General features: G+C 60.4%; 19 protein-coding genes. 8 read left to right on the top strand and 11 right to left on the bottom strand.

Annotated features, from left to right (window positions below):
* Positions 1-62 precede the first annotated feature (62 nt).
* Positions 63-1,529, top strand: coding sequence for a helix-turn-helix domain-containing protein (locus HMPREF2807_RS09600; RefSeq protein ID WP_070512318.1), 1,467 nt, complete (start codon positions 63-65; stop codon positions 1,527-1,529).
* A gap of 64 nt (positions 1,530-1,593) precedes the next feature.
* On the opposite strand, the gene HMPREF2807_RS09595 is transcribed toward HMPREF2807_RS09600, so the two are convergent.
* From HMPREF2807_RS09595 to gabT (HMPREF2807_RS09580), 4 genes are all read right to left on the bottom strand, one after another.
* Positions 1,594-2,904: a YkvI family membrane protein gene (locus HMPREF2807_RS09595; protein WP_070512315.1), complete on the bottom strand. Its 1,311-nt coding sequence runs from the start codon at positions 2,902-2,904 to the stop codon at positions 1,594-1,596.
* A 99-nt stretch (positions 2,905-3,003) separates the two neighbouring features.
* Positions 3,004-3,984, bottom strand: a complete 981-nt coding sequence (locus HMPREF2807_RS09590) for an alpha/beta hydrolase (RefSeq protein ID WP_070512312.1) — start codon at positions 3,982-3,984, stop codon at positions 3,004-3,006.
* A gap of 14 nt (positions 3,985-3,998) precedes the next feature.
* The gene (locus HMPREF2807_RS09585) at positions 3,999-5,447 is read right to left on the bottom strand and encodes a flavin-containing monooxygenase (protein WP_070512309.1); all 1,449 of its coding nucleotides are present in this window, start codon (positions 5,445-5,447) and stop codon (positions 3,999-4,001) included.
* 36 nt (positions 5,448-5,483) lie between these two features.
* On the bottom strand, positions 5,484-6,809 hold the full coding sequence (gabT, locus tag HMPREF2807_RS09580; RefSeq protein ID WP_046647719.1) for a 4-aminobutyrate--2-oxoglutarate transaminase: 1,326 nt from the start codon (positions 6,807-6,809) through the stop codon (positions 5,484-5,486).
* A 225-nt stretch (positions 6,810-7,034) separates the two neighbouring features.
* Here gabT (HMPREF2807_RS09580) and HMPREF2807_RS09575 point away from each other — a divergent pair, with 225 nt between their 5' ends.
* Entirely contained in the window at positions 7,035-8,447 is a 1,413-nt protein-coding gene (locus HMPREF2807_RS09575; RefSeq protein ID WP_255365583.1) for a helix-turn-helix domain-containing protein, read from the top strand.
* Positions 8,448-8,451: 4 nt separating this feature from the next.
* On the opposite strand, the gene HMPREF2807_RS09570 is transcribed toward HMPREF2807_RS09575, so the two are convergent.
* Positions 8,452-9,897 carry a PucR family transcriptional regulator gene (locus HMPREF2807_RS09570; protein WP_070512306.1) on the bottom strand — a complete coding sequence of 482 codons (1,446 nt, stop codon included), beginning with the start codon at positions 9,895-9,897 and terminating at the stop codon, positions 8,452-8,454.
* A 117-nt stretch (positions 9,898-10,014) separates the two neighbouring features.
* Between HMPREF2807_RS09570 and gabT (HMPREF2807_RS09565) the strand changes: the two genes are divergently transcribed.
* The gene (gene gabT, locus HMPREF2807_RS09565; protein WP_070512302.1) at positions 10,015-11,343 is read left to right on the top strand and encodes a 4-aminobutyrate--2-oxoglutarate transaminase; all 1,329 of its coding nucleotides are present in this window, start codon (positions 10,015-10,017) and stop codon (positions 11,341-11,343) included.
* A gap of 73 nt (positions 11,344-11,416) precedes the next feature.
* A complete protein-coding gene (locus HMPREF2807_RS09560; RefSeq protein WP_070512299.1) occupies positions 11,417-12,646 on the top strand; it encodes an aromatic amino acid transport family protein in 1,230 nt (409 codons plus the stop codon).
* Positions 12,647-12,856: 210 nt separating this feature from the next.
* Here the strand turns inward: HMPREF2807_RS09560 and HMPREF2807_RS09555 are convergent, their stop codons facing one another.
* The 5 genes from HMPREF2807_RS09555 to HMPREF2807_RS09535 form a co-directional block, all read right to left on the bottom strand.
* Positions 12,857-13,630, bottom strand: coding sequence for a nuclear transport factor 2 family protein (locus HMPREF2807_RS09555; protein ID WP_070512296.1), 774 nt, complete (start codon positions 13,628-13,630; stop codon positions 12,857-12,859).
* 9 nt (positions 13,631-13,639) lie between these two features.
* A complete protein-coding gene (locus HMPREF2807_RS09550; protein ID WP_070512293.1) occupies positions 13,640-15,016 on the bottom strand; it encodes an NAD-dependent succinate-semialdehyde dehydrogenase in 1,377 nt (458 codons plus the stop codon).
* 148 nt (positions 15,017-15,164) lie between these two features.
* The gene (locus tag HMPREF2807_RS09545) at positions 15,165-16,205 is read right to left on the bottom strand and encodes a histidinol-phosphate transaminase (RefSeq protein ID WP_070512288.1); all 1,041 of its coding nucleotides are present in this window, start codon (positions 16,203-16,205) and stop codon (positions 15,165-15,167) included.
* Positions 16,206-16,218: 13 nt separating this feature from the next.
* Complete coding sequence (locus tag HMPREF2807_RS09540; RefSeq protein ID WP_070512285.1) at positions 16,219-17,556, bottom strand: aromatic amino acid transport family protein; 1,338 nt, start codon at positions 17,554-17,556, stop codon at positions 16,219-16,221.
* 12 nt (positions 17,557-17,568) lie between these two features.
* Complete coding sequence (locus HMPREF2807_RS09535) at positions 17,569-19,254, bottom strand: thiamine pyrophosphate-dependent enzyme (protein WP_070512282.1); 1,686 nt, start codon at positions 19,252-19,254, stop codon at positions 17,569-17,571.
* A gap of 129 nt (positions 19,255-19,383) precedes the next feature.
* On the opposite strand from HMPREF2807_RS09535, the gene HMPREF2807_RS09530 reads away from it, so the two are divergent.
* Positions 19,384-20,265 (top strand): LysR family transcriptional regulator, encoded by an 882-nt coding sequence (locus tag HMPREF2807_RS09530; RefSeq protein ID WP_232745467.1) that lies wholly within the window; start codon positions 19,384-19,386, stop codon positions 20,263-20,265.
* Positions 20,266-20,694: 429 nt separating this feature from the next.
* Here the strand turns inward: HMPREF2807_RS09530 and HMPREF2807_RS09525 are convergent, their stop codons facing one another.
* A complete protein-coding gene (locus tag HMPREF2807_RS09525) occupies positions 20,695-21,330 on the bottom strand; it encodes a GntR family transcriptional regulator (RefSeq protein ID WP_070512278.1) in 636 nt (211 codons plus the stop codon).
* Between the two features lie 185 nt (positions 21,331-21,515).
* Between HMPREF2807_RS09525 and HMPREF2807_RS09520 the strand changes: the two genes are divergently transcribed.
* The 3 genes from HMPREF2807_RS09520 to HMPREF2807_RS09510 are packed head-to-tail and all read left to right on the top strand — an operon-like array spanning position 21,516 to position 24,317.
* Positions 21,516-22,520: a TRAP transporter substrate-binding protein gene (locus HMPREF2807_RS09520; RefSeq protein WP_070512275.1), complete on the top strand. Its 1,005-nt coding sequence runs from the start codon at positions 21,516-21,518 to the stop codon at positions 22,518-22,520.
* Entirely contained in the window at positions 22,513-23,052 is a 540-nt protein-coding gene (locus HMPREF2807_RS09515; protein WP_070512270.1) for a TRAP transporter small permease, read from the top strand. The genes HMPREF2807_RS09520 and HMPREF2807_RS09515 overlap by 8 nt, the downstream gene beginning before the upstream one ends.
* Positions 23,049-24,317 carry a TRAP transporter large permease gene (locus HMPREF2807_RS09510; protein WP_070512267.1) on the top strand — a complete coding sequence of 423 codons (1,269 nt, stop codon included), beginning with the start codon at positions 23,049-23,051 and terminating at the stop codon, positions 24,315-24,317. The genes HMPREF2807_RS09515 and HMPREF2807_RS09510 overlap by 4 nt, the downstream gene beginning before the upstream one ends.
* Positions 24,318-24,320 lie beyond the last annotated feature (3 nt).

The following is a 24,320-nucleotide window of genomic DNA, read 5'->3' as shown; positions in this document are numbered from 1 at the left end:
TTGGGGCATACTAGAATTAGCCGGAGAAAAGTAAGATAGGACACTATTTTCCGGAGGGATAAGTGGCGTCACAGGATAATCCGGTGCTCCGGATCGCCGATCTCGTCGTGATGGAGCCGCGGCTGCGCCGCTTGAGTAAGGCGCTCGAGGATGAGAATTTTGTGGGGCTGTGCGCCGAGGGCGATGGGGACGTGGCAGGTTGGCTTGTCCTTCCCCGGCCGGAGGGAAGCCCGCGCGCCATCCAGCGCCGGCTGGTCGACGCCGCCGGGGTCATCTTCCTCGACTCCGAGTTCGATGAGCAGGAAGTCCTGGACTCGGTGGAGGGAACCGGCGCCGTCCTGTACGGCACCGACGGGATCACGCGCCAAGATATCCGGCGCGCGGTGGATGAGCTTTTGCGGCGCCAACCCAACCTGGCATCCTGGCGCAAGCTCAGCACCATCGGGCAATTAAGCCCCGGGTTGGTCAACCCAGCGCCAGAGTCCGAGATCCTCGCGCGCTTTGCCAGGTTCAGCGGGGATTCCCTGCTGCTGTTGACCGTTGATGGCCGGGTTATTGCCGCCGCCGGCGAGTTGCCCGCGCGGAGTATCGCGCGTTCCCTGTCGGTGGTGATAAACCACAGCACCACGACCATGCACGTGGGGCGTTGGAAGGTCTTTGCCCGGTGGCTCGACATTGCTGGCGAAAGCCCCTCCTTCGACCACGGCTATTGGCTGATCCGGGGGCGGCAGACCAGTCAGGATGCAGACTTCGATGACCCCGCTTTCGCGGCGCTGGAGGAGCTGCTCACCGCTTCTCTGGTGGCGCAGAGAAACATCCAGCGCAACCACGTCGCCGAATCGAGCGCGCTGATGGTGGCGTTGTGCGATGAGAATTCGAATAGGGAAGAAGTGGCCACCACGTTGCGCAGGCGGGGCTTTTCGGAGCATGCCAAGATGCGGCTCATTGTCTCCGATTCCGTCAAGGACTCTTACCGCAGCGATGTGCGCGACAAGGCCTTCGCCTTGGCCCAGGACGCGGGCGTGCCGCTGGTGCTGGGCTACGTGTCCGGCCGCACCTGCGTGTTGACTACCCATTCGGGAGCGGAGGGGAAGATCGCGGACGTGCTCTTCGGCTCCGTCGGGCTTTCTGATCCCTTCGATACCGTTGAGGAAGGCCCGGCAGCGTGGCTCCAGGCCCTGCTTGCCGCCGTGGTGGTAGAACGCACGCATTCCTTGCACCTGCAGAGCCTGGAGTTTGCTCACTGCAGTGCCATCGAGAAGGCAGCGGCCTACCTGGGCCAGCGCGGCTTGGAGGACGCGGTGGGGGAGCTCGACCGCGCGATTGAGGGGATTAAGGATGGCGAAGAGATCTTTCGCGCCTATGAAGCTGAAAGCTTCTCCGTGGCCCGGGCCGCGAAGGCCGTGGGCGTGCACGCCAATACGGTGCGGCACCGGCTGGAAGCTCTGGAGGAACGGATCCGGTTCTCCGATGCGGATCTGGTTTTGTGGGCGCTGTGGAAAGCGCTGCGCCCCCGCATGCAGCGCTAGGCGGCTGGATGCGGGGGCACGGAGAAGGTGTGAGAGTAGAGAGTGAGAGGGGGAGTGGAGAGAACTACACCTTCTTCTTAGTGCGCGGGATGGGCTTGCCGGTGATCAGCGCGTGGAGCTTGCCGTCACCGATCTGCAGCTCTTCCGGAATGTCCTCGGAATCAACCTCGGTCATGATCTCTTTGATGAAGTCAGATTCCGGGATGGAGGAGTTGCGAGCGATGGCCACCAGCTCACGAGCCTCCTCATCGGAGAGGTGGTTGTCATTCTCAAAGCGCTTCTTGAGTAGCTCACGCGCGCGGCGGCGCAGATCGGCCTCAGATTGCAGGTCCTTGCGGTTCTTCAACCATGCGAAGCCGATGATGAACATGATGGCAATGCCCATGTATCCAAGAATCGGGTAGACCCAGCCGATGAGGTTGGAGAAGCCGATGAAGGAAAGCACGAAGCCGATGAGCACGGAGATGACATAGACCTTGTAGAAGTTCTGCGGCTTGCCGCGGGTGAGGCGCTTGGCAAAGGCATAGAACATACCAATCGCGGTGTTATAAATCATGCCGTAGATGGCGACGGACATGGCGATACCGAGCGTCGGGTGAATCTGCTCAATCATGGCCAGCGTTGGCATCTCGGCCTCGGTGATCGGGCCTACGGAGACGTAGAGACCGCCGACCAGGACCGCCAGCAGGAAGAGGAAGCATGCGCCGCCGAGAATGCCGCCGTAGCCGACCTCCTTGGCATCGAGGAAGTTGCCGCCGATGACGATCATCATGGAGACCACCACGATGACGTTCAGTCCCAGGTTATTGATGGCGGAGACCCACCAGTTGGGCAGCGTCGTAGGAAGCTGCTGCGCCTGCTCATTGAGGTGTGACCAATCTGGGTTGGAGGTGAGCACGGTGTAGACCGTGCCGATGGTCAGCAAGACGATGATGAACGGGGTAATGGCGCCAATGGCGATGGTCACCTTGTCCACGTCGAGCAAACCCGTCAGCAGGGTGAGGACGAGCATGAGGACGGCGCCGATCCACACTGGCCAGCCCCATTGCTGGTTGAGGTTGGCGCCGGCACCGGCAAACATGGCGAAGCCGATGCAGAACAGACAGGTTAGCGTGGCGAAGTCGAGGATTTTCGACACGATGGGCGTGGACACGGCGTTAAAAACGGAGGTGTGCTCCTTGGCGCGGTGGTAAGAGCCCAACTGGAGGATCGTGATGCCGGAGATGGTCATGGCCAGTGCGGTGACGATGGCGCCGACGACGCCCATGTTGCCGAAAGCAACGAAGTATTGGAGGGCCTCGCGGCCCGAAGCGAAAGAGGCACCCGCGAGCACGCCGATGAAGGCCATCGCGATGCCGAATGAGCGCTTAAGCATGGTGAACCTAACTTTAGATGGATAGAAAAGTGTACTTATGCAAACGGGGCAGGCGGCCTGTGAAGGGTGCCTGCCCCGTGCGTGATGGAGCGGAAGCTTCTAGTTCGCTGCCGCCTTGATGAACTCGGCGACGACTGCGAGCTCCTCCTCGCCACGGTCAATGACCGCAGCTGAGGTAAACAGCCCGTGGTGGTAGCCCAGAAGGTGCTTGTGCGTGACGTCGACGCCCGCCTTCGCCAGCTTGCCGGCGTATTCGATGCCCTCGTCCGCGAGCGGATCGTTATCTACCGTGATGACGAGCGACGGGGGCAGGCCCTCCGGTAGCTCTTCTAGCAATAGCGGGGAGAGATCCGTTGCCGTGCGCTGTGCCTCCTCCGTGACGAAGGTATCGATGAACCAGCGCATGGTGTCGGCGGCCAACGGGAAGCCCTCCTCGAGGCGCTTGTAGGAGGCGCCGTTCTCGGTGCGTTCGCGGGAGCAATCCGTGATGGGGTAGAGCAGGACCTGGGAGCTGAGCTTGGCGACGTCTTCTTCGCCCACGAACTCGTTCGCCAGGGTGGCGGCGAGCTGGCCGCCGGCCGAGTCACCCGCTACCGCGATGGAGGTCACGGTCAGGCCATGCTCAGCCGAGGAGTCGGACAACCAGCGGTAGGCGGCGCGGCAATCGTCGATAGCCGCCGGGTAGGTGTGCTCCGGGGCAAGACGGTAGTCCACCGCCACAACCGGGAACCCGGTGAGCACCGCGATACGGCGTACCGAGGAGTCGTGGGTCTCCAGGTTACCCATGAGCCAGCCACCGCCGTGCATGTAGAGCACCGCCGGGGTCTCCTGGCCGCGCTCCGCCTCCGGGCGGGGGTCGTAGAGGCGAACCTGAAACTCCTCGACCTGGAAGTCGGTGGTTGTCGGTTCCTTCTCTTCGTGGAGCGGGTTGGCGTGGGCCGAGGCTACGTAGTTCTCACGCACCTGCGGGATGGGGAAGTTATGGAAGGACTTCGCCCCACCATCGCGGAATGGCTTCAGCGCCTTCCACGCATCCTCAGCGACGGGACGCCCGGAGAATTCGTCGTGCAGAGTGTGCATTGTGAAACTGCCTCCTAGACCAGCTCGTAGTCGTTGAGCTCGAGCTTGTCGGTGAGCTCGTAGTACTCGGCGACGTTGCCGGACCAGTTGTTGATGACGCGGCCTTCCTCGTTCTTGTACCAGGAGGAGCAGTCAGCGGAGAACGCAGATTCCTCAAGCTCCTTCTGGATGCGGGTGTTGAACTCGTCGATGACGTTCTTCTTCACGTCGAGGGCTGCCTCCGGGTTCTCGCGCAGGTAAGCAACGGCCTGGGAGATGTAGCGGTCCTGTGCCTCGAGCATGGCCACCACGGAGTGGTGGTTGAGGTTGGTGTTCGGGCCATAGAGCATGAAGAAGTTCGGGAAGCCGTCCACGGTCATGCCCAGGTAAGCCTCCGGGGAGTTACCCCAGCGTTCGCGCAGGTCGACGCCATCGCGGCCAGCAATCGGCAAATCACCCTGGAACTCCTGGGAGTGGAAGCCGGTGGCGTAGATGACCACGTCAAAGTCGTGCTCGGCTCCGTCATCGGTGCGGATGCCGGTCTCGGTGAACTTCTCGATGCCAGCGGTGATGAGCTCTACGTTGTCACGGTTGAAGGTGGGGTAGAAGTTATCGGAGCGCAGGATGCGCTTGCAGCCGAAGGCGAAGTTCGGGGTGAGCTTCTCAACCAGCTCCGGGTCGTTGACCTGGGAGCGCAGGTGCTCCATGGCCTGCTCAACACCCTCGGCAGCGGAATCGGTGCCCTTGCGGGTGCGGTCGAATCCTTCCTCGCGAACCTCGTGGATCTCCTGGCGGATGGCGCGGTAGGAATCCGGGTTCTCCTTGAACTCCTTGAGCTCTTCCTCGGTGAAGATGACCTGGTTGCGCGGCAGGATGTAGTTAGCGGAGCGCTGGAACACGGAGAGCTTCTCCGCAACCTCGGCGACCTCCGGAACCAGCTGAACTGCAGAAGCTGCATTGCCGATGACGGCAACCTTCTTGCCGGCCAGGTCGACGTCGTGGTTCCACTCAGCGGAGTGGAACTGCACGCCCTGGAAAGCCTCGCGGTTCGGGAAGTTCGGGATCTTCGGCTTGGAGAGCTGGCCCCACGCGCCGACGAAGACGCGGCCGTAGTAGGTCTCGCCGTTGGCCTCGATCTCCCATGCCTTGAGGTCTTCCTTCCACTCGGCGCGGGTGATGCGGTGGTTGAACTTGATGTGATCGTAGAGGTTGAATTCCTCGGCGAGAGCCTTGAGGTAGCCCTGCATCTCGTCCTGGCCGGCGAACATGCGGGAGACGCCGAGGTTGAGGAAGTAGGAGTAGCAGTAGATGAGAGCCTGGGTATCGCAAGCAGCACCCGGGTAGGTGTTGTCGCGCCAGACTCCGCCGACCTCATCGGCAGCCTCGAGAATGAGGAAGTCCTTCTGCTCGTCGCGGACCAGCTGGGCGCCCATGCCCAGTCCGCCGTAGCCGGTGCCGAGGATGATGCAATCGTAGATCTTCATGGTGGTGTGTCTCCTTTAAGTCGGTGGTGGTTCGGGTTAGTTTGCGCGGATGGCTTCGGCCAGGACCTGGAGGCCGTCGCGCAGGGTGGACTCGTTGATGACCAGCGGCGGCAGGAGGCGGATGACGTTGCCGTCCAGGCCGCAGGTGAGGATGAGCACGCCCTGCTCGCGGCAGGTCTTGGCCACCTTGGCGGTGAGGTCAGCGTTCGGCTGGTTGTTGTCGTCGACCAGCTCGATGGCGATCATGGCGCCGCGGCCACGGACCTCGGCGACGGTGGTGAGCTCAAGCAGCGGCTCCAGCTCTTCGCGGATGATGGCCTCGATCTCGCGGGCGCGGGAAGCCAGATCCAGCTCCTCCATCTCCTCGAAGGCTGCCAGGGAAGCAGCACAGGCCACCGGGTTACCGGCGTAGGTGCCACCCAGGGAGCCCGGGTCCGGGGCATCCATGATTTCTGCACGACCGGTCACGGCGGACAGCGGCATGCCGCCGCCCACGCCCTTGGCGGTGGTGATGAGGTCCGGGATGATGCCCTCGTCATCGCAGGCGAACCAGGAACCAGTGCGGCAGATGCCGGCCTGGATCTCATCGGCGATGAAGACGACGCCATTGTCGGTGCACCATTCCTGCAGTGCCGGGAGGAAGCCCTTGGCCGGCTCGACGAAGCCGCCCTCGCCCTGCACCGGCTCGATGATGACGGCAGCCAGCTCCTCGGTGCCGACGTACTGCTCGATGTAGCGCAGGGTGCGCGCTGCAGCCTGCTTGCCGTCGAGGCCGTCGCGCAGCGGGTAGGACATCGGCGCGCGGTAGATATCAGCGGCCAGGGTGCCAAAGCCCTGCTTGTAGGGCTTGTTCTTGGCGGTCATGGTCATGGTGAGGTTGGTGCGACCGTGGAAGGCGCCGTCGAAGACTACGACGCGGTTCTTGCCGGTGTAGCGGCGAGCGATTTTGATGGCGTTCTCCACTGCCTCAGCACCGGTGGAGAAGAGGCAGGTCTTCTTCTCGTGGGTGCCCGGGGTCAGCTCGTTGAGCTTCTTGCAGACGTCAATGAAGCCCTGGTACGGAGCGTTGAGGAAGCAGGTGTGGGTGAGGTGGCTGGCGGCCTCGGCGACGGCCTTGGCAACGCGCTGGTTGGAGGCGCCGACGGAGGTCACGGCGATGCCGGACGCGAAGTCGACGATGGTGTTGCCGTCGACGTCGACAAGCACGCCACCGTCACCGTCGGTGATGTAGGAGGGGTAGCCCGGGATGACGCCAGCGGCGACGTCTGCTTCACGGGCGGCATTCAGCTCCTGGCTGCGGGGGCCAGGGATTGCGGTGGAGACATTCCGCTCCTGGGGGAGGCGGTGCTTGAGATCCTGCATGCTGTCTGCTCCTTAATACTCGGAATTTTTTATGACGTGGGTCATTCTGACGGCTAGACTTCAGAAGGGCCATAGACAATCTGGTGAAAGAATGGTGAGAAATTGTCCACATTGGATAAGGGGGTAGCTGCCGGACTAGAAGAAGGAAACGTTTCTCTCAGATGGTTGGCTAGCCAACCCGATCTGGGGATTGACGTGCTGCACGATTGCGAGCGGCCGTTTTCCGTGATGCACCCATGTGAGCTGCGCGATCCCCGCGAGTTTGTGGGCTCGGGGGCTGTCATCCTGCTCACTGGTATGGCCTTTGAGGGGCAACCCGATCAGCTGGTGGAGTACGTTCGCAGGGTGGCCGCGGGGGGAGTGACGGGGGTGGGCTTCGGCGTTGGTTTAGCCTTCGCCGAGGTTCCACCCGGCATGGTGGAGGCCGCCCGGGACTGCGATATTTCACTCTTCACGGTGGCGCGGCGCGTGCCTTTCGTCTCCGTGCTCGCGCGTTTGCACGACGAGTTGCAGCGCCAGCGGGAGGAAGGCTTGGAGCTCTTCATTGCTCAGCAGGGCGCGCTCAACGACGCCGCCGTGTCCGGCCTCGACGCCCTCGTGGACAAAACCAGCCGCCTGCTGGGCGCGCATACCTGCCTAGTGGATAAGGATGGGCGGGTCTTCGCGCAGTCGAGCCACCCCGGGCTCCCACCGGTGGAGTGGGGTCCGGTGATTGCCGATACCCGCGCCCAGAACTTCTATGCCGCTCGCCGCGTGGGCGGGTGGAATGTCTTGGCCCAGCGCTTGGCCGACCACGGTGCGCGCTCCTTCGGGCTGCTGGCGGTGGCGCGTGAGAGTTTCGGTGTGAACGAGCGCGCGCTGCTCAAGCAGGCCGCCGGCCTGGCGGAGCTTACCGTGAAGCGCCCGCAGGAATTACGGCGCACCCAAAACGAACTCAACTCCATGGCGATGGCCATTCAGTTGGGTATGGACCAGCCGGAGGATCCCATGCGCCGCATCTTCCGGCTCGTGGGCGATGCACAGGGCCGCGTGCGTCCGGTACTGGTGAAATCGGAGGGGGAGCGTGCCCACCAGCGCTTCCTCCACGCCTTGGACGCCCGCCTGCAGGACCACGGGCGCTTGCTTTTCGAATACACGCTGGATAAATCCTCTAGCCTCCTGCTTTTCAGAGGAAGCCGCACAATGAAGAACCTGCAGGACTTGTTGCGCGATATCCGCGGTAGCAAGCGCATCGTCGTGGGTCAGCCCATGCCGTGGGCCGAGCTGGGCGTAGGCATTGTCCGCGAACTAGAGTCCTTCGCTTTCGGGCTTCAGCCCGGGATGTTGGCGGGGCCAGAATCGCGGACGTTGAGCTGGACCAGGGATCCCAGGGTCAAGGGCGCGGTGCACAACCGCGCCGAAGAAACCTGGGGCAAGGTGCGCGCATACGACGCGGAGCACGGCACCGAGTTGGCGGAAACCCTGGAGGTCTACCTGCGTGCGGGCGGGCACGTGAGCCGTACCGCTGAGGAGCTGCAGTCGCACCGGCATACCGTGCGCAAGCGCATCGCGGACTTGGAGGATCTCCTCGAGGTAGATCTCAAGGACCCGCTCGTGGCAGCGGAGCTTCTGATTCTCGGAGTGAGTGTTACGGACTGAAGCCCTAAGAGTCGATGCTGAGTAAGAGGAGTTCCGCACGGGTGACGGGATTGCTCAGGTCCACCCCGCAGAGGTTTTCTACCTTGTCTAGCCGGGCGCGCACGGTGTGGCGGTGAACGCCCAGCTCCGCCGCAGCGGTGGCCAAGTTGGCGTTGCCCACGAGGAAGGCGCGCAAGGTAGCGAGCAGCTCGGTGTTGTGCTGCACGTCGTGGGCGGCCAAGCGGCTGACCGTGGCCGCGCGCCGGGCGCCGAGGGCCTCCGAGACGCCGGGTTCCACCAGCCAGGTAGGCGCAGCAGAATCAAAGGCCGCTACGGTGCCAAGGGGCAGGCTGCGCGCATGGCTTTGAAGAGAAGACAGCAGTGCTGGGTTCAGCTCCTGCCACGCAACACCCCGAAGGGCGGAGACGCGAAGGTAGCGCGACTGTTTCTTGAACAGGTGTGAGGTTGCGGTTCCCGGAGGAAGCATGAGAAGTGCAGAATCCTGTTTCGGGCGGACGAAGCTGTGCGGCTCGGCCTTGCCGATCTCACTCACTGTGCGCGCGAGGCGCGACGGGGTCGAGGCCGTGACATAGAGAACATCCACGAGATCGTGGCCATCAATCAAGTGAAAGGCCGCGTGCAGGGCGGGGGAGTCAACGCCGGCGAGCTGGGCATCAAGCGCTAGCGCCCCGAGAATAGCGTGGTTATTGCCATCGGGGTGATCAAGCAGCAGGCTGGCCAGACCCGAAAGATGCCGGATGAGCGCGCGCGAATAAGAATCGAACTTCTCCGAGCGCCTGGCGGCGACGGCCCAACGCCGGCCCGCGGAGCCGAAGGTGCTGGTGATGGTGGCGCCCGTGCTTGTCGACGTCCCCGTACCCCGCCCAGCCTGCTCCGCGGCCTCCACCGCGGCGTCGGCCGCACTGAGCTGGCCGCGATCGCTGCGGCTGAGCACCGCTCCGGAGGAACTGGCTACTGCTACAGCGGCGCTGAGTTGATTGCTCGCCTCATCGATGAGCGCTTGGATGCCCGACACAGCTGCGTGATTGAGGCGCTCTTGTTGGCGGTGGAAGGTGAAGTGCGCATTGTTTTCGAGGCGCGCTTGTTCCTGGGCTACCGCAGTAGTGATGGACACGAAGCGGGTGGCGCGCGGGATCTCAAAAAGGGTGAGGTGGTGCTGGGAACAAGCACGGGTCAGCACGGGTGGTACCTCGGCGAAGGCGAGTCCGGTACCGAAACCAATGCCGTGTACCCCGGCTGCGGCGAGGGCGGCGGCATAGTGCTCGAAGCCTTCCGGATCGTCGCGGAAAACGAGTCCCAGAGTGAGCATGAGCGCGCCGGGGGAGGTGAACTCGGTGGGGTCCGCGAGCTCTGAAGCATGGATGGTGCTGAACGCGGGTTTGCCCTCAACGAGTGGGCGCAGGTTCAGCGAGTGCTGGTTGGTGAGCCAGCGGAAGGAAATCTCACTCATGGTGGACAGGCTACACAGTTGTGGGCTCAAAATTTATACACCCTGTCGATAGTGTCGCAAGGGTGGTAGGGGCCACACTAAGTGGCATCCTATTCATCCCAACACAAAAGGAAGACCATGCAGGAACTTCAGTACCACATTGAGCAGTCCCGCCACCTGGGCCAGCAGGTCCCGGGTCCGAAGAGCGCCGCCCTGGATGAGCGTCGCAAGAATGCTCTCCCCGCGGGCATGGCGCCCTCGCTTCCGGGCTACGTGGTGGACGCGGATGGCGGCATTCTTGCCGACGCCGACGGCAACCGCTTCATCGACCTTGCCTCCGGCATCGCCGTGACCTCCGCTGGTGCTTCTAACCCGGCCGTCGTGGCCGCGGTGCAGGAAGCTGTTGCACACTTCACCCACACCTCCTTCACCATTTCCCCGTACGAGTCCTACGTGGCCGTGGCAGAAAAACTCAACGAGGTCACCCCGGGTGATCACCCGAAAAAGACTGCGCTGTTCAACTCCGGCGCGGAGGCTGTTGAGAATGCCGTGAAGATTGCCCGCAACTACACCGGCAAGCGCGGCGTTGTCGTCATGGACCGCGCCTTCCATGGACGCACCAACCTGACCATGGCGATGACCGCCAAGCAGTCGCCCTACAAGAATGGCTTCGGTCCCTTCGCGCCGGAGATCTACCGCGCCCCGATGTCCTACCCGCTGCGTGACGGCCTGAGCGGCGCCGAGGCTGCCAAGAAGACCATCACCATGATTGAGCAGGAAGTCGGCGCAGCCAACCTGGCCTGCGTTGTCGCTGAGCCGATCCAGGGCGAGGGCGGTTTCGTCGTCCCTGCCGAGGGCTACCTCACAGCAATCCAGAAGTGGTGCAACGACAACGACGTGGTCTTCATCGTCGACGAGATCCAGGCAGGCATGATGCGCACCGGTACGTGGTTCGCCTCTGACCATGAGGGCATCGTTCCGGACATGGTGACCATTGCGAAGGGCATTGCTTCCGGCATGCCGCTGTCTGCGGTAACTGGCCGTGCAGAAATTATGGATGCCCCGCAGCCAGGTGGCCTGGGCGGCACCTACACCGGTAACCCGGTGGCCTGCGCGGCTGCGCTGGCAACCTTCAAGGAATTCGAAGAGAAGGACTTCGGTGCGCGTGCTCAGAACCTGGAAAAGGTTGCCCGCGAGGAGCTGGAGCCGATCCTGGGTGATGAGCGCGTGGCCGAGTTCCGCGGCCGTGGCGCCATGCTTGCCCTCGAATTCGTCACCGCTGAGGGTGAGCCGGACTCCGAGCTGGTGCACAAGATTGCCGACGCCGCAAAGGCCGAAGGCGTCCTGCTGCTGACCTGCGGCCTCGACCACAACGTCATCCGTTTTCTACCTTCCCTGGCTATTCCGGAAGATTTGTGGCGTGAAGCGCTGCAGGTCGTCGTGAAGCAGTTCAACGAATACAAGTAGTTCATTTTGTCGCTCACCCGGATCTTTCCGGGTGAGCTCCTGTTTTATTAGTCCTTAGTTATCGGAGAAGTCTTTGTCCAACAACATTTCCGTGCCGCAGAGGGATGAGTCCACGGCGGAATTCAAACCCGCGCTGTCCTTCGTGCAGGGCATCGCCCTTATTTTCGGCACCAACATCGGTGCTGGAGTCCTTTCCATTCCTTATGCCGCTCGCAACGGAGGATTCCTCGCACTCGTTATCGCCTTGCTCGTGGCCGGTACGCTGACGACCATTTCTATGCTGTACGTGGCGGAGTCTGCCATGCGCACCAAGGCGCCGCTACAGGTTTCCGGATTGGCGGAACATTACCTGGGGCAATGGGGCCGGTGGTTGGTTTTCGTGGCCATCATCGTCAACGGCATCGGCGCGCTCATTGCTTATGCCGCTGGTTCGGGCGACCTGATCAACAATATTTTCGGGTTGTCGCCGGTCCTCGGCACGCTGATCTTCTTTGGGTTCGGTTCCTGGGTGATGTACCGCGGGCTGCACACCACGGGTAAGACTGAAGGAGCCATCACCGCAGGCATGGCCATCATCATCGCTGTCCTGTGCGGATGGACGATCCTAGGCCCGGGAATCAAGATTGAGAACCTTTTGGTTCTTCACCCCTTCTTCATCGTCCCGATTCTGAACCTGGCGGTGTTTTCTTTCTTGGCGCAGTACGTGGTTCCGGAGCTGGTGCAAGGCATGGACCCGGCTAAACCGCAGCAGACCGCGCGGGCAATCGTTATGGGCATGGTCATCACGGGCTTTACCCTGGCGTTGGTTCCTTTTGCTGCCCTGGGTCTGCTCGGCATGGAGGTCACCGAAGTAGTAACCATCGCGTGGGGCGAGGCCCTTGGCCCGGTGGCCTACTACATGGCCAATATCTTTGCCCTGGCGGCTATGTTGACCTCGTTCCTGGCGATTGGTTTTACCACCATGCGCAATGTCTTGGACATCTTCCACTGGGAAGGCGTGAAGGGACAGCGCATCGTGGCAGTAGCACTGACGGTTGTTCCGCCATTGGTGATTTCCATTGCTGGTCTCGGCGGCTTCGTTGCGGCGTTGTCCTATGCTGGTGGTTTCGCGGGCGCCATCATGTCCGTCATCCCGGTGATGCTGTTGCACGCTTCCCGAAAGAAGGGCGACCGCGACCCAGGCTGGAACGTGGGCGGACTCGCACACCCGGTAATCCAGGGCACCATCATCGTGGTCTACGTCTTGGCCTTCATCTACTCGATCATTTCCATCTTTGGGCTGGTGCCGGCAGGCTGGGCGTAGCACCGGCTTTTAGACGCGACACCCGCCTACTTGCCAAAGTTCTGGCCAGATCTTGAGGCTGGGGCGACAACTTTGGCAGATCGGGCAGTTGTGGCTCAGACCTAGTTGCAGATCGTGCCGAAAAGACGGAAAGGCTGGGCAGCTCCAGGAATTTGGAGCGGCCCAGCCTTTCGGCGTGCGGCCTAGGCTATGGCCTAGAGGTGCGTTGGCTTAGAAGATGCCGTGGTCATGAAGTGCCTCGTCATCGGACGGGACCTCAGAAATGGCATCCCACATTTCGACGAGCTTGCCGTCCTCGACGCGCCACAGCTCGCAATAGGAATGGCGCGCACCAGCGATGCTGCCTTCTGAATGGGTCAGAACGAACTGTCCCTGCGCAATCGTGCGGTGGATGCGCTCATACTCCAGCCCCTCGCCATCTTCCTTCAGCTTGGTGAGGAAGTCGACGCAGTTTTCGGCACCATCGGCGATGTCAGGGGAATGTTGGGCAAACTGATCATCGCGGGTGTTTTCGATGAAACCGGAGTAATCAGCGCCGATGAGCGAGCGGGTGAAGAACTCGATGACGAACTCTCGGTTCTGCTCGGTGAGGCTCTCATCACCGATTTCGGTAGCGCCATCGAGCTGCGTGCGGCCGCTTGCGTTCGGTTCTGCCAAGGGAACGAGGTTGTCCCAGTGCTCGACAATCTTGTCGCCCTCGACGCGGTAAATATCGAAACCGACGAAGGGCTCATCCTCGATGCCGTCGAAGCGACCATGCAAAGCAACGAGGCCGTTGGCTTCATCCGTAATCACGCGGGCGTTGGTGTACTTCAGTCCCTCGCCCAGATCCGCGACAAATTTCTTGAGCCCTTCTGCATCATTAGCGATGAGGGGAGAGTGCTCCACAAAGTTATCGGCGAAGTGCTTGTCCAGGACCGAGGTATCGTGGCCGTCGAAAAGCGCGGTGTGAACCTCGAGGACAAAGTTTCCTAGTGAAGTCATGGAATCTCCTTAGTTGGCCACGAAGTAGGTGCGCTTGTTGACGAACTCATCCATGCCATAGGGGCCGAGCTCGCGGCCGTAACCGGAGTTCTTCACGCCACCGAAGGGGACTTCGGCGCCCTCCGCCGCGTAGGTGTTGACGTTGGACATGCCGACCTCCAGGCGCTGGGCAATCTTCTCGGCGCGCTCGACGTCCTTGGAGAAGACGCAACCGCCCAGGCCGTACTGGGTGTCGTTGGCCAGCTCCAGCGCCTCTTCGTCGCTGCTGACCTTGAACACGGTGGCCACCGGGCCGAAGAGCTCTTCGTAGTAGACATCAGAGCCAACCGGAACATCGGTCAGCACGGCGGGGCTGAAGTAGGAAGACTTCTCATCGACGAGCTCGCCGCCGACGTGCAGAGTGGCGCCGGCCGCCACGGTGCGGTCGATCTGATCCTTGAGGTTTTCTGCCGCGCTGCGCGAAGACAACGGGGTGTAGACAGTTTCGGAAGCCTCCTGCGGGGTACCCGGCTTCATGGCCTTCGCGAGCTCGACCAGCTCAGCGACGAACTCGTCGTAGATATCCTCCATCACAATCAGGCGCTTGTTGGAGTTGCACGCCTGGCCGGTGTTGTACATGCGGGTCTCCCACGCATCCTTGGCTGCCTGCTTGACGTCATCGGTGTCGAGGATGACGTAAGGATCGGAGCCACCGAGCTCGAGTACTGCCTTCTTGAGGTTCTTCGCAGCCAGAGAACCCACCGCGGCACCTGCGCGCTCGGAGCCGGTGAGGGACACACCGCGCAGCTCCTTGTGCTCGATGATCTTCTCTGCCTGCTCATGGGTTGCGAAGATGTTGGTGTAGACGCCCTTGGGCACACCGGCGTCATCCATGATCTTCTGGATGGCAAGCGCGGAGCGCGGGCAGATGGTGGCGTGCTTCAAGACGATGGTATTGCCCAACATCAGGTTTGGTGCGGCGAAGCGCGCGACCTGATAGTAAGGGAAGTTCCACGGCATGATGCCCAGCAGAGTGCCGATAGGGAGGCGCTGGATGTAGCCCTTGCCGTCCATCTCGACGGGGATTTCCTCGTCGGCGGCGAACTTCGGGCCGTTGTCGGCGTAGTAGGCAAAGATAGCGCCGCTGAACTCAGCCTCCTCGAGGCCCTCGGAGACCGGCTTGCCCATTTCGGTTGCAATGATCTCAGCGAGCTCATCCTTGCGCTCTTCGAAGAGCTCGGCAACGCGCGTGACTAGCTTGGCGCGCTCCTCGATCGGGGTATCGCGCCAACTGAGGAATGCCTCGTGCGCGCCATCAACGGCGGCCAGGATTTCCTGGTCAGTGGCGTGGTCAAAAGTCTCAAGAACCTCACCGGTAGCGGGGTTTTCTACGCGAAATCCGGACATTGCTTCATCCTCCAATGATTGAAGTGTGTATGGGTTGCACCCCATTATGGGGCGGATTGTGACTTATTGCAAGGGTTCTGCACTTTATGTCATTTGTCTCAGTATTGGCTTATGGGGTACTTGGACTGAGGGGGTGAAAGGAGGCCACTTAGCCCCGCCAGGGCTGAATGCCCGCGCGGCGCCAGGCCTCCAAGAACTGGGTAGTTTCTGCTTCGTCCGTGATGGACACGCGCACGCCCTCATCGAGGTAGCGGCGGATGACCACGCCTTCATCGAGCATTTTCGTCTCCACCTCCGCGGCATCTGCGCGCGGCAGCCACACAAAGTTGCCGTAGGACTTCTCGGCCCCCAGCTCCGCGCAGACGCGGTCGCGTTGTGCTTTGGTGATCTCGACGGCGTCGGCAAGCTCGTCGTGGCGCTTGAGCACTTCCACGGCCGCGGTTTCCGCCATGGCGGTCACCGTCAGCGGCAGGGAGAGCAGACGCAGCGCGTTGATGATCTCTTCGCCCGCCACCGCATAGCCCACGCGCATGCCGGCCAAACCCCACGCCTTAGAGAAGGTGCGCACGCCAAGCAGGTTGGGGTAGCGCTGGTATTCCTCGACTGAATCTGGGGTATCGGGGGCGTCGTTGTACTCCCAATAGGCCTCATCCAGCAGCACGACGACATCTTTGGGCACCTTGTCCATGAAGGCGCGGAATTCACCGCGCGTGATGACGGTGCCCGTCGGGTTATTGGGGTTGCACAGGATGATGAGCTTGGTCTTCTCCGTCAGTGCGCCGAGCACTGCCTCCAGATCGACGCGGTAATCCTCCGTGAGTGGGACCAGAATCGGTTCCGCGCCGGCCATGCGCACGTAGAGGGGGTAAGCCTCAAAGCTGCGCCAGGGCACGATGACCTCATCGCCGGTGTGGCAGGACGCCAAGATGGTGGCCTGCAGGATGGGCGTGGAGCCCGCTGAGACGAAGATGTGATCCGCCGGAACCCCCAGGTAATTGCACAAGGCGTTGGTGAGCTCCAGGCTGCCGGGCTGCTGGTAGCGGTTGGTGGTGCGGGCGGCGTCGGCAACCGCGGCGATGATGTCCTCAGCGGGTGGGAAGGGGACCTCATTGGATGAGAGCTTGAGCGCGTTGGGGAAGTCCTTGCCCACCTTGTACTCGGGGAAGCTTGAGAGATCATTACGAAGCATTTTCACGTCCTTTCTAAATCATGTCCCAGATGGTCACGGCCATAATCAGCAGGCCCATGCCGAAGACGAAGTAGTTCCACGGGTCATTGCGGAATTGCTTGTACACGTCCAGTTTCTTGAACATATACACCGGAACCAGGTAGACGATGAACGCCACGAAGACACCGGAGACAACCGAAATCATGGAAATGATGGAGGGGTTAAAGATCGCCACGAGCGTGGTGCACACGAAGGCGATGAGATAAATGATGTTGAGCAGCGTGCGGTGTGAGACCTTCTCCGCCAGTTTCGGCGCGGCGTTCTTCAGCAGGTACTCCGTGCCTTCTTCGGTACCGAGCATGTGGCCGAAATAGGAAGAAACGATGGCGCAGATAACAACGATGGGGGCCATGTAAGCCATGAACGGAGTGCCAGTGACGTTGGCGAAATAGGAGAGCACCGGAATGTTTTGCTCGAGGGCCTCATTCATACCGTCGGCGCCGAGTGCGAGGACGCAGGACCACACGAAGAACATGGTGAAGACGACGAGCAAGATAGCGGTGTAGAACTCCGTGCGGGAAACGCGCTTTTCGGTCTTCTCGCCGTATTGCGGCTGCATGTCGATGGCGAATTGCGATAGCGCCGCCATGTGGGAGAAGGAGAAGACCAACACCGGCAGAATGAGGAAGATGCCCTTGATGATGCCGCCGTAGCCATTCGAGCCGTCATCGAAATGGATGAAGCTGTGCAGGTCCCAGCGCGGGATGAGGTAGATGGAGGTGACGGCCAGGGCGATAATCAGCGGGTAGACCAGCACCTGGGCCAGCCAGATCATCGGCTTGCGGCCGATGGCGAAGGCACCGGTCATCACGCCCACGCAGAGCATGGCCAGCAGCCACCGGTCGAGCGACGGCCCACCCAGCTGGTTGACAATGAAGCTATCCACCGCGTTGGTGATGGAGACACCATAGATGAGGACGGTGGAAAAGACCGTGATCCAGTACAGCACCGCGAAGACGATTCCTTGGCCCTTGCCCAGATACTGGGAGACCAACTCGAGGATGTCCTTGCCGTGGTCCTTTGTGGGCGCGCCCGCCACAATCCGCGCATAGGTGCGGTGCGAAAAATACACCAACGGGAAGATGAAAACCGTGGCAAAGACCAGCGGCCAGAACCCGAAACCGCCGGCATTCAGCGGTAGGAAGAGGATGCCAGCACCCACGGCGGTGCCGAAGAGCGTAATGATCCACGATGCAGTGGAGGCAGCGGGGCGCTGCTTGGCGACGACCCCATCGCCCACAATGTGCTCGCCTTCCTTCAGCTGGCTAGCGGGTACGGCATTCGAAGTTGGAGGAGTATGTGTCGTGCTCATGGTGAGCCTCCTTTAGCTGGTGGGCGTTTCGTCGGTGTGCAAAACCGGGGAGGGCGGGATAGGCAGGGAATGGGCCTGGTCGGTGATGACGTTGAGAAGCGCTGGTACGCCGTCCTCGGCGATGGCGCGCAGGGCGCGGGCTACTGCCTCTTGTGCCTGCGAGTCGTCGGTAACGAGCTCACCGTGAGCGCCGAAGCCGCGGGCTACCGCCGCGAAATCCGGGTTTATAAGCTGCGTGCCGGAAACGCGATCGGGGAAGTGCTTCTTCTGGTGATCGCGGATGGTTCCGAACTCGCCGTTGGACATCACGATGATGAGGAAGGGGGCGCCGTACTGCAGCGCGGTGGCCAGCTCCTGGCCGTTCATGAGGTATTCGCCATCCCCGGCAACGGTGACGACGGTGCGCTCCGGGAACTGCAGCTTGGTGGCTACTGCGGCCGGGATGGAATAGCCCATCGACCCGTTGCGCACGCTGAACTGGGAGGGGTAGACCTGCGAGCGCAGGAACTGCTGGGCCCAGATGCAGTGGTTGCCGGCGCCGAAGGTGTAGATCGAGTCCTTGGGCAGCTGGTCGTGGAGTGCTGCGAAGACGGCCTCCATGTGGGCGGTGCCTTCTTTACCGGGACGATAGTCCGCGGGCTCGGGGAGGGTGGCGAAGTCGAGGTGGTTCGCGTGCGCGGCGTCGAACCACTCGCCGCGCTTGTCCTTGCCCTCGACGCTCAGGCGGTCCAGGGTGTGAGCGAAGGCCACGGGGCTCGCCACGATGTGCTCTACCAGCGCCACCGAGTGGCCTCGCAGACTGGTATCGGGGTTGATGGCGATGTTGCGTGCCTGCGGTGACTGGCGCAAGGTGTAACCGTCGGTAGGAACATCACCGAGAACGGCACCGACTTCGATGACGAGGGAGGCAGCTTCCAAAAGTTGCGCCGCGCGTGGGTCGCGCCCATAGCCGAGCCAGCCGGCGTTGGCGGGGGAGTCGAAAGGCACGCGGTCAGCGGCGCGGAAGTCTTGAATGATGGGGATGCGGTGCTCTTCGGCGAAGCGGGTGATCGTCTCTGCGGCTTCCGGGGTCCAGCGCGGGCCGCCGGCGAAAATGAGTGGGCGCTCTGCGCGGCTTAGTTCGCGGGAGAGGAGGTCCAGGTGCTCGTCGGAAAGCGCGCCTTCCGACACCGGGATGGGTGGGTGGATGCTGCCGGTGAACTCCTGGTGGAGAATATCCTCCGGCAGGCCCACGATGACGGGGCCGGGGCGGCCCTGCTGGGCTTGGAAGAAGGCTTCGGCCACGACGCGGGAGGCACGCGACGGATCATCGAGGACGAAGACCTGCTTGGCCTGGGTGCCGAACCAGGCCTTGGGATCGAATTCCTGGAAGGACTCGCGGTCACGATCCGAGATGGGGATAAGGCCCACGAAGAGGACGAGCGGGGTGGCATCCTGCCAGGCGGTATGGATACCCACGTAGGCGTTGGCCGCGCCGGGGCCGCGGGTGACCATGGCGACGCCGGGCTGTCCGGTGGCTTTGCCGTGGGCTTCAGCCATGTAGGTGGCACCGCCTTCGTGGCGGCAGACGATGGCCTTCACGGGGGAATCGTAGAGGCCGTCGAGCACGGGCAGGAAGCTTTCGCCGGGCACGAGGAATGCGCGGGTGACGTTGTGCGCGGCGAGGGATTCGGCAATGGCGGCGCCGACGTGTGACATGGAAACCTCCCTGGGGTTGTTGTGGTAGTGGTCTCATTATTCTTTGGTGATGCCATGTTGTCTAATGTCGAAAAAGCTGGAAAGCCATACCCTCAAGGCATTGGTAGTGGTAGAAGTAAGGGAATGGACATGGTGAAGGCCAAATATTTCCTTGCGGTTGCCGAAGCTGGCACGGTGACTGCCGCCGCGGAGCGCCTGGGCATTACCCAGCCGGCGCTGAGCCGGCAGCTGCGGCGCTTTGAAAAGGAGCTGGACCTGGAGCTTTTCGTGCGGGCCGGTTCCGCACTGGCGCTCAGCGACGCGGCACACGCTCTCATTCCGACGTGCCGCCGCCTCCTCGCCGAATCCGCGCGCGCCGGGCAGGCGGTGGAGGCACTCCGCGCGGGCAGTATCCCGGCGCTGCGCGTGGCTGCTACGCCGACGACGATTTCGACTCTGCTTGCGCCCTTTATCGAGGCCGCTGGCTCGACTATCCCACTGCTCACCACGACCCCGGTTACGCACTACGACGTCTTCGACGCGCTGGAAGGCTCCGCCGACGTGGTGATTGCCACCATCCCGCCGGGCAATGACGTGGCCTCATTGGCGTTGGGCACGATTCCGGTGCGCGCCTGGGTGCTGCCGACGCACCCATTGGCGCTGGAGTGCGCGGGTTCGACCAGCGTGGAGGTTAAAAGGTTATTGCAAGAAAAGATGGCTCTGCCTTCGCGGCGCAGCGTGTCCCGTGGGGTGGTGGATTCCTTCGTGGGCACGGCTGGCTGTGCCTTGGGCTCGCATGTCGAGTGCGATGACACCGCAACCTTGAGCGCCTTGGCCCGCTCGGGCCGAGCCGTGGCCTTGATGACAGAACTGCAGCCGGCGCGGCTGGTGGGTTTCGACGTGGTCGATGGTGAACGGACTCTGGGCGGTGTGCCGCTGGTGGCGGCGTGGTCCCCGGGGCACTTCGCGGGGCAGGAAATTGCGCAGATTGCTGAGCGCTTCCGTAGTTTTATTGCGGGGTCGCTTCGCTAGGGTCTGGTTCTTGGCGCTGAGCGGTGTGCGCGCTTGGTGGGCGGTGGATAAATCTGCCCCAGTTGCCAAAGATTTGGTGCAAAAGGGCGGCAGGTTCATCTTTGACGGCTCCTGTGGCTTGGGTGTTCAGGTGCTCGTGCCCGGCCAAGTGAAAACTCGCTCATGCAATCTGGCTAGGGAAGAGTCCCACAAACCCTATAGGGCACCGGCCAAAACCGTTCAATGATCTGTGTAGGAAAGACTCAATTGGCCATTCAGGGGACTCGGCAACTCTTGTAACCGAATGGGCTGAAGGTTATCGCCGGTTCGTATGGTTGGCATTAGTTACCAAATCAGGGGCCAACTCCGGTGAGGGTAGCTTCGCCCATTCACACAGTGACTTGAATACTCGTCAACACTATTTTCTTGGCAAGATGAAGTCAGTGTAAGCTACAGTGCCTTCTCCCGATTTGAAAACCGGTGTGAGGCAATCTCGAAGTGCTCACGCAATTTCTCTTCCCAGCCCGATCCATCAGCAACAGAGTTGAGTAACTCTTCATGAATCTTGACCTCATTTTGAATGTCGTCATCCTGAGCGCGGTTGACCAAGAGCAATGCTTTGAAATTCCTTTCACAGATTTCCCACATGCTCAAAGCGAGTCGACCTTCGGAAGCTGATAAGAACGATTGATGGAATCGAAAGTCTGCATCTCTTGCGCTGTCCAAGTCATTACTGTTCGCTGCCCGGGCAAAAGCATCCAAAGCTTCTGTCGTCGCGGACCAGTCGGCATCTCTTTCCAGCGCTATCTCAATTGCACGGCGCTCCAAAAGAAACCTAAGCTCATACAGCTCTTTGACCACTTCATTAATGCGATCGCTCACTTTGTAGCTTCGCCCATCTTGCTGAATTAAGCCATCGGCTTCAAGCTTTGCAATTGCATCGCGTACCGGCCCCCGGCTCACCTCAAATTCGCGAGAAAGCCAAGGCTCCGTAAGTGGGGTCCCCTCTGGGAGAGCCCCTGAAAAGATCTCGATGCGTAGTGACTCGGCTACCTGAACACCCAGCGATTGTTGCCTTACGATCATTTTTTCTCCTATGACTCTTGACTCAGTTGTAGCACCTCCGTATTGTATCCCACAATTAACTGTTAACAGTAAACAGTTAATTAGCTCTCACAAGACAAGGAAAGGAGGGTTCAGGGTTGCGCATTTCGACCAAGGCCCAAGGCGTCTTAAACACAAGGATTTCTAGGCGTGGATTCCTAGGAGCCATGGGCGCTGCGGCTCTATCCAGCACTTTAAGCTCTTGCTCTGGTTCGCGTGCGGCTGGTTCCTCAGCCAAAGCAGAGTTCGATCTCGTCATTGCTCATGCCACGACGACCGATCACTTTACGCATCGTGCTTACATGCTTTTTGCAGATCACATCAATAAGGGCAGCGAGGGAAGAATCAACGCAAGGGTTTTCCCCAATGGAGTTTTCGGCGGAGACCGACAGCTCATTGAATCCGTCCAGCTCAACAACATTCAGGCGACCGCACCGTCAACCTCTCCGCTCGCCGCGTTTTCCAAGAACATGAACGTCTGGGATTTGCCGTTCAAGTTCGATTCCCGGGACGAAGCATTTACAGTGCTAGACGGTGAATTCGGACAAGCACGGCTGAAGGAACTCGAGGATGTTCAAATTGTGGGGTTGGGTTACTGGGAAAATGGATTCCGGAATCTGACACACAAAGTTAAAGACTTGGAACTCCCCCAAGGACTCAAAGGCCTCAAAGTTAGAACACTGGAGAACCCGACGCAGATCCGAGCATGGAACGCCACCGGTGCCAGTGCAACACCGATGGCTTTCACTGAGGTGTACACAGGACTTCAGCAGGGAACGATTGACGCCCAAGAAAACCCACTGGCTCTCATCGCCTCCCAAAAGTTTTATGAAGTTCAAAAGTATATGGTGATGTCCAACCATGTGTACACCCCCATGCCGCTCCTCTTGAGTAAGAAATTCTTCGATGAACTTCCTTTAGAACTTCAGGAGTTGGTCAAGGAAGCAGGCACGCTTTCCACGCAATACTGCCGAGAAGAAGCAATCAAAGACGAAGAGAAGTCGAAGAACGCCATCCTTGAGGGTGGAGTGGAAATCCGCGATATCTCGAACCATGAACGCGACCAAATGCGCGAGATCATGTCCGCCGCAGCGGAGTCATACCTCCGTGGGTTGCTTGGAGACCAAATTATTGACGATATGAATAAAGCAGTGGAGGCCAGCCGTGCATAGCGAAGAAACACGTGGCACGTCCCACCACAAGCTTTACGTTGATGAATACATTGGCGCCGGAATCCTCGGCATCATGACCATTCTCTTGTTTGTCCAAGTCTTTTCACGATTCATCCTTCAAAATTCGCTCTCGTGGAGCGAGGAGCTTTCTCGATACATGTTCATTTGGATGAATTTCTTGCTCCTGGGAATCGTGACGCTTCGAGGAGAACACATTGCAATTGATGTGCTGACGTCCAAGCTTAAAGGCGGGGTCAAGAAGATTGCCATGCAGTTTGTAATCATCGCCTGCTTCATTGTCAACATCATCCTCCTTGTTTTCGCAATACAGATTGCGACTACCCTCTTTCAACTCGGACAAACGTCTGCAGCACTTCAGCTTCCAATGTGGGTCGTCTACTCGGCTCTGCCGTTCGGCCTCGTGCTGTGTTGCCTCCGCATGTTGCAAACAAGTGGCCAAATCTGGCTAGGAACGTCACCCCTCTTGGATGACAACCTTGAGCTAGAACTTGCCGAAAGGACACAATCATGAGTCTGGCTTGTCTCTTGATAACGCTTTTCGCAGCACTTGCCCTAGGTATTCCGATTGCGTACTCACTGCTTGCAGCAGGATTGCTCACAATCTTCTTGTTCAATCCCGGTATCTCGTACGGAATGATTGCGCAATACCTGACTACTGCAAACGACTCGTTCCCGATTCTCGCCGTTCCTTTCTTTATTCTTGCCGGCCTAATAATGGGTAAGGGCGGCATTTCCCGCCGCCTGTTCAATGTGGCGAATTCCTTCGTGGGGCATATTCCCGGTGGTGTCGGAGTTGCAGCGGTCTTGACCGCAATGTTCTTCTCTGCGATTTCTGGGTCGGGCCCCGCAACCGTAGCTGCAATCGGCGGCATCATGATTCCAGAGATGATCAAGCTAGGGTATTCCAAGCAATTCTCCGCGGCTCTCATCGCCTCGGCTGGAACGATTGGCGTTGTCATTCCCCCGTCCATCCCCCTCGTTATCTTCGGCGTCGTAACAGGCACGAGTATCGGGGATCTCTTCCTTGCAGCGATCGTCCCAGGAATCTTGATGGGTGTAGTGCTTATTGGATGGGCTATCTACTACGCCAAGAAGAACAACGTTGGTCGTACCGAGAAGTCCACATTGAGAGAGCGACTGCACCAAGTAAACGGCGCAAAGGCAGGCCTCTTCCTACCAATTATCATTCTCGGAGGAATCTACGGCGGCATCTTCACGCCTACAGAGGCAGCTGTCATTGCAGTCGTCTATGCAGTCCTCGTCAGCATGGTTATCTACAAGGAACTGGACTTCCGCGGCATCATGGAAACCTTCAACTCCGCTGCGCTGACGTCCAGCGGCCTGATGATTATTGTCGCCGCAGCTGCAGTATTTAGTCTCTTCCTCACCATCGAAGAAGCTCCTCAGGCTATCGTAAATGCCTTGAGTCACCTTTCAGATAACCCACTGGTGATCATTATCATCGTGAACCTGATTCTTGTTTTGCTCGGCACCTTCATGGAGACAATTGCTGCGATCACAATTATCAGCCCCATTCTTGTTCCCGTCTTATCACTGGCAGGAATGGATCCCATTCAAATTGGTGTCATCGTCGTTCTCGTTCTATCGATCGGCTTCATCACCCCGCCCCTTGGCGTTAACTTGTTTATCGCCTCCGGCGTTGCCAAAATTCGACCACAAAAAACAGTGGTCGCAATCATCCCCGGGTTCCTCCTCTTGGTTCTCGTGGGCCTCATCGTAAGTTTCATCCCGGCGCTTTCCGTCGGCCTACTTTAAGGA

The sequence above is a fragment of the Corynebacterium sp. HMSC074A09 genome (assembly GCF_001811545.1).
Taxonomy (GTDB): Bacteria; Actinomycetota; Actinomycetes; order Mycobacteriales; family Mycobacteriaceae; genus Corynebacterium; species Corynebacterium hiratae.
The sequence above is the reverse complement of the archived record's forward strand: the minus strand, read 5'-3'. Positions and strand labels throughout refer to the sequence as shown.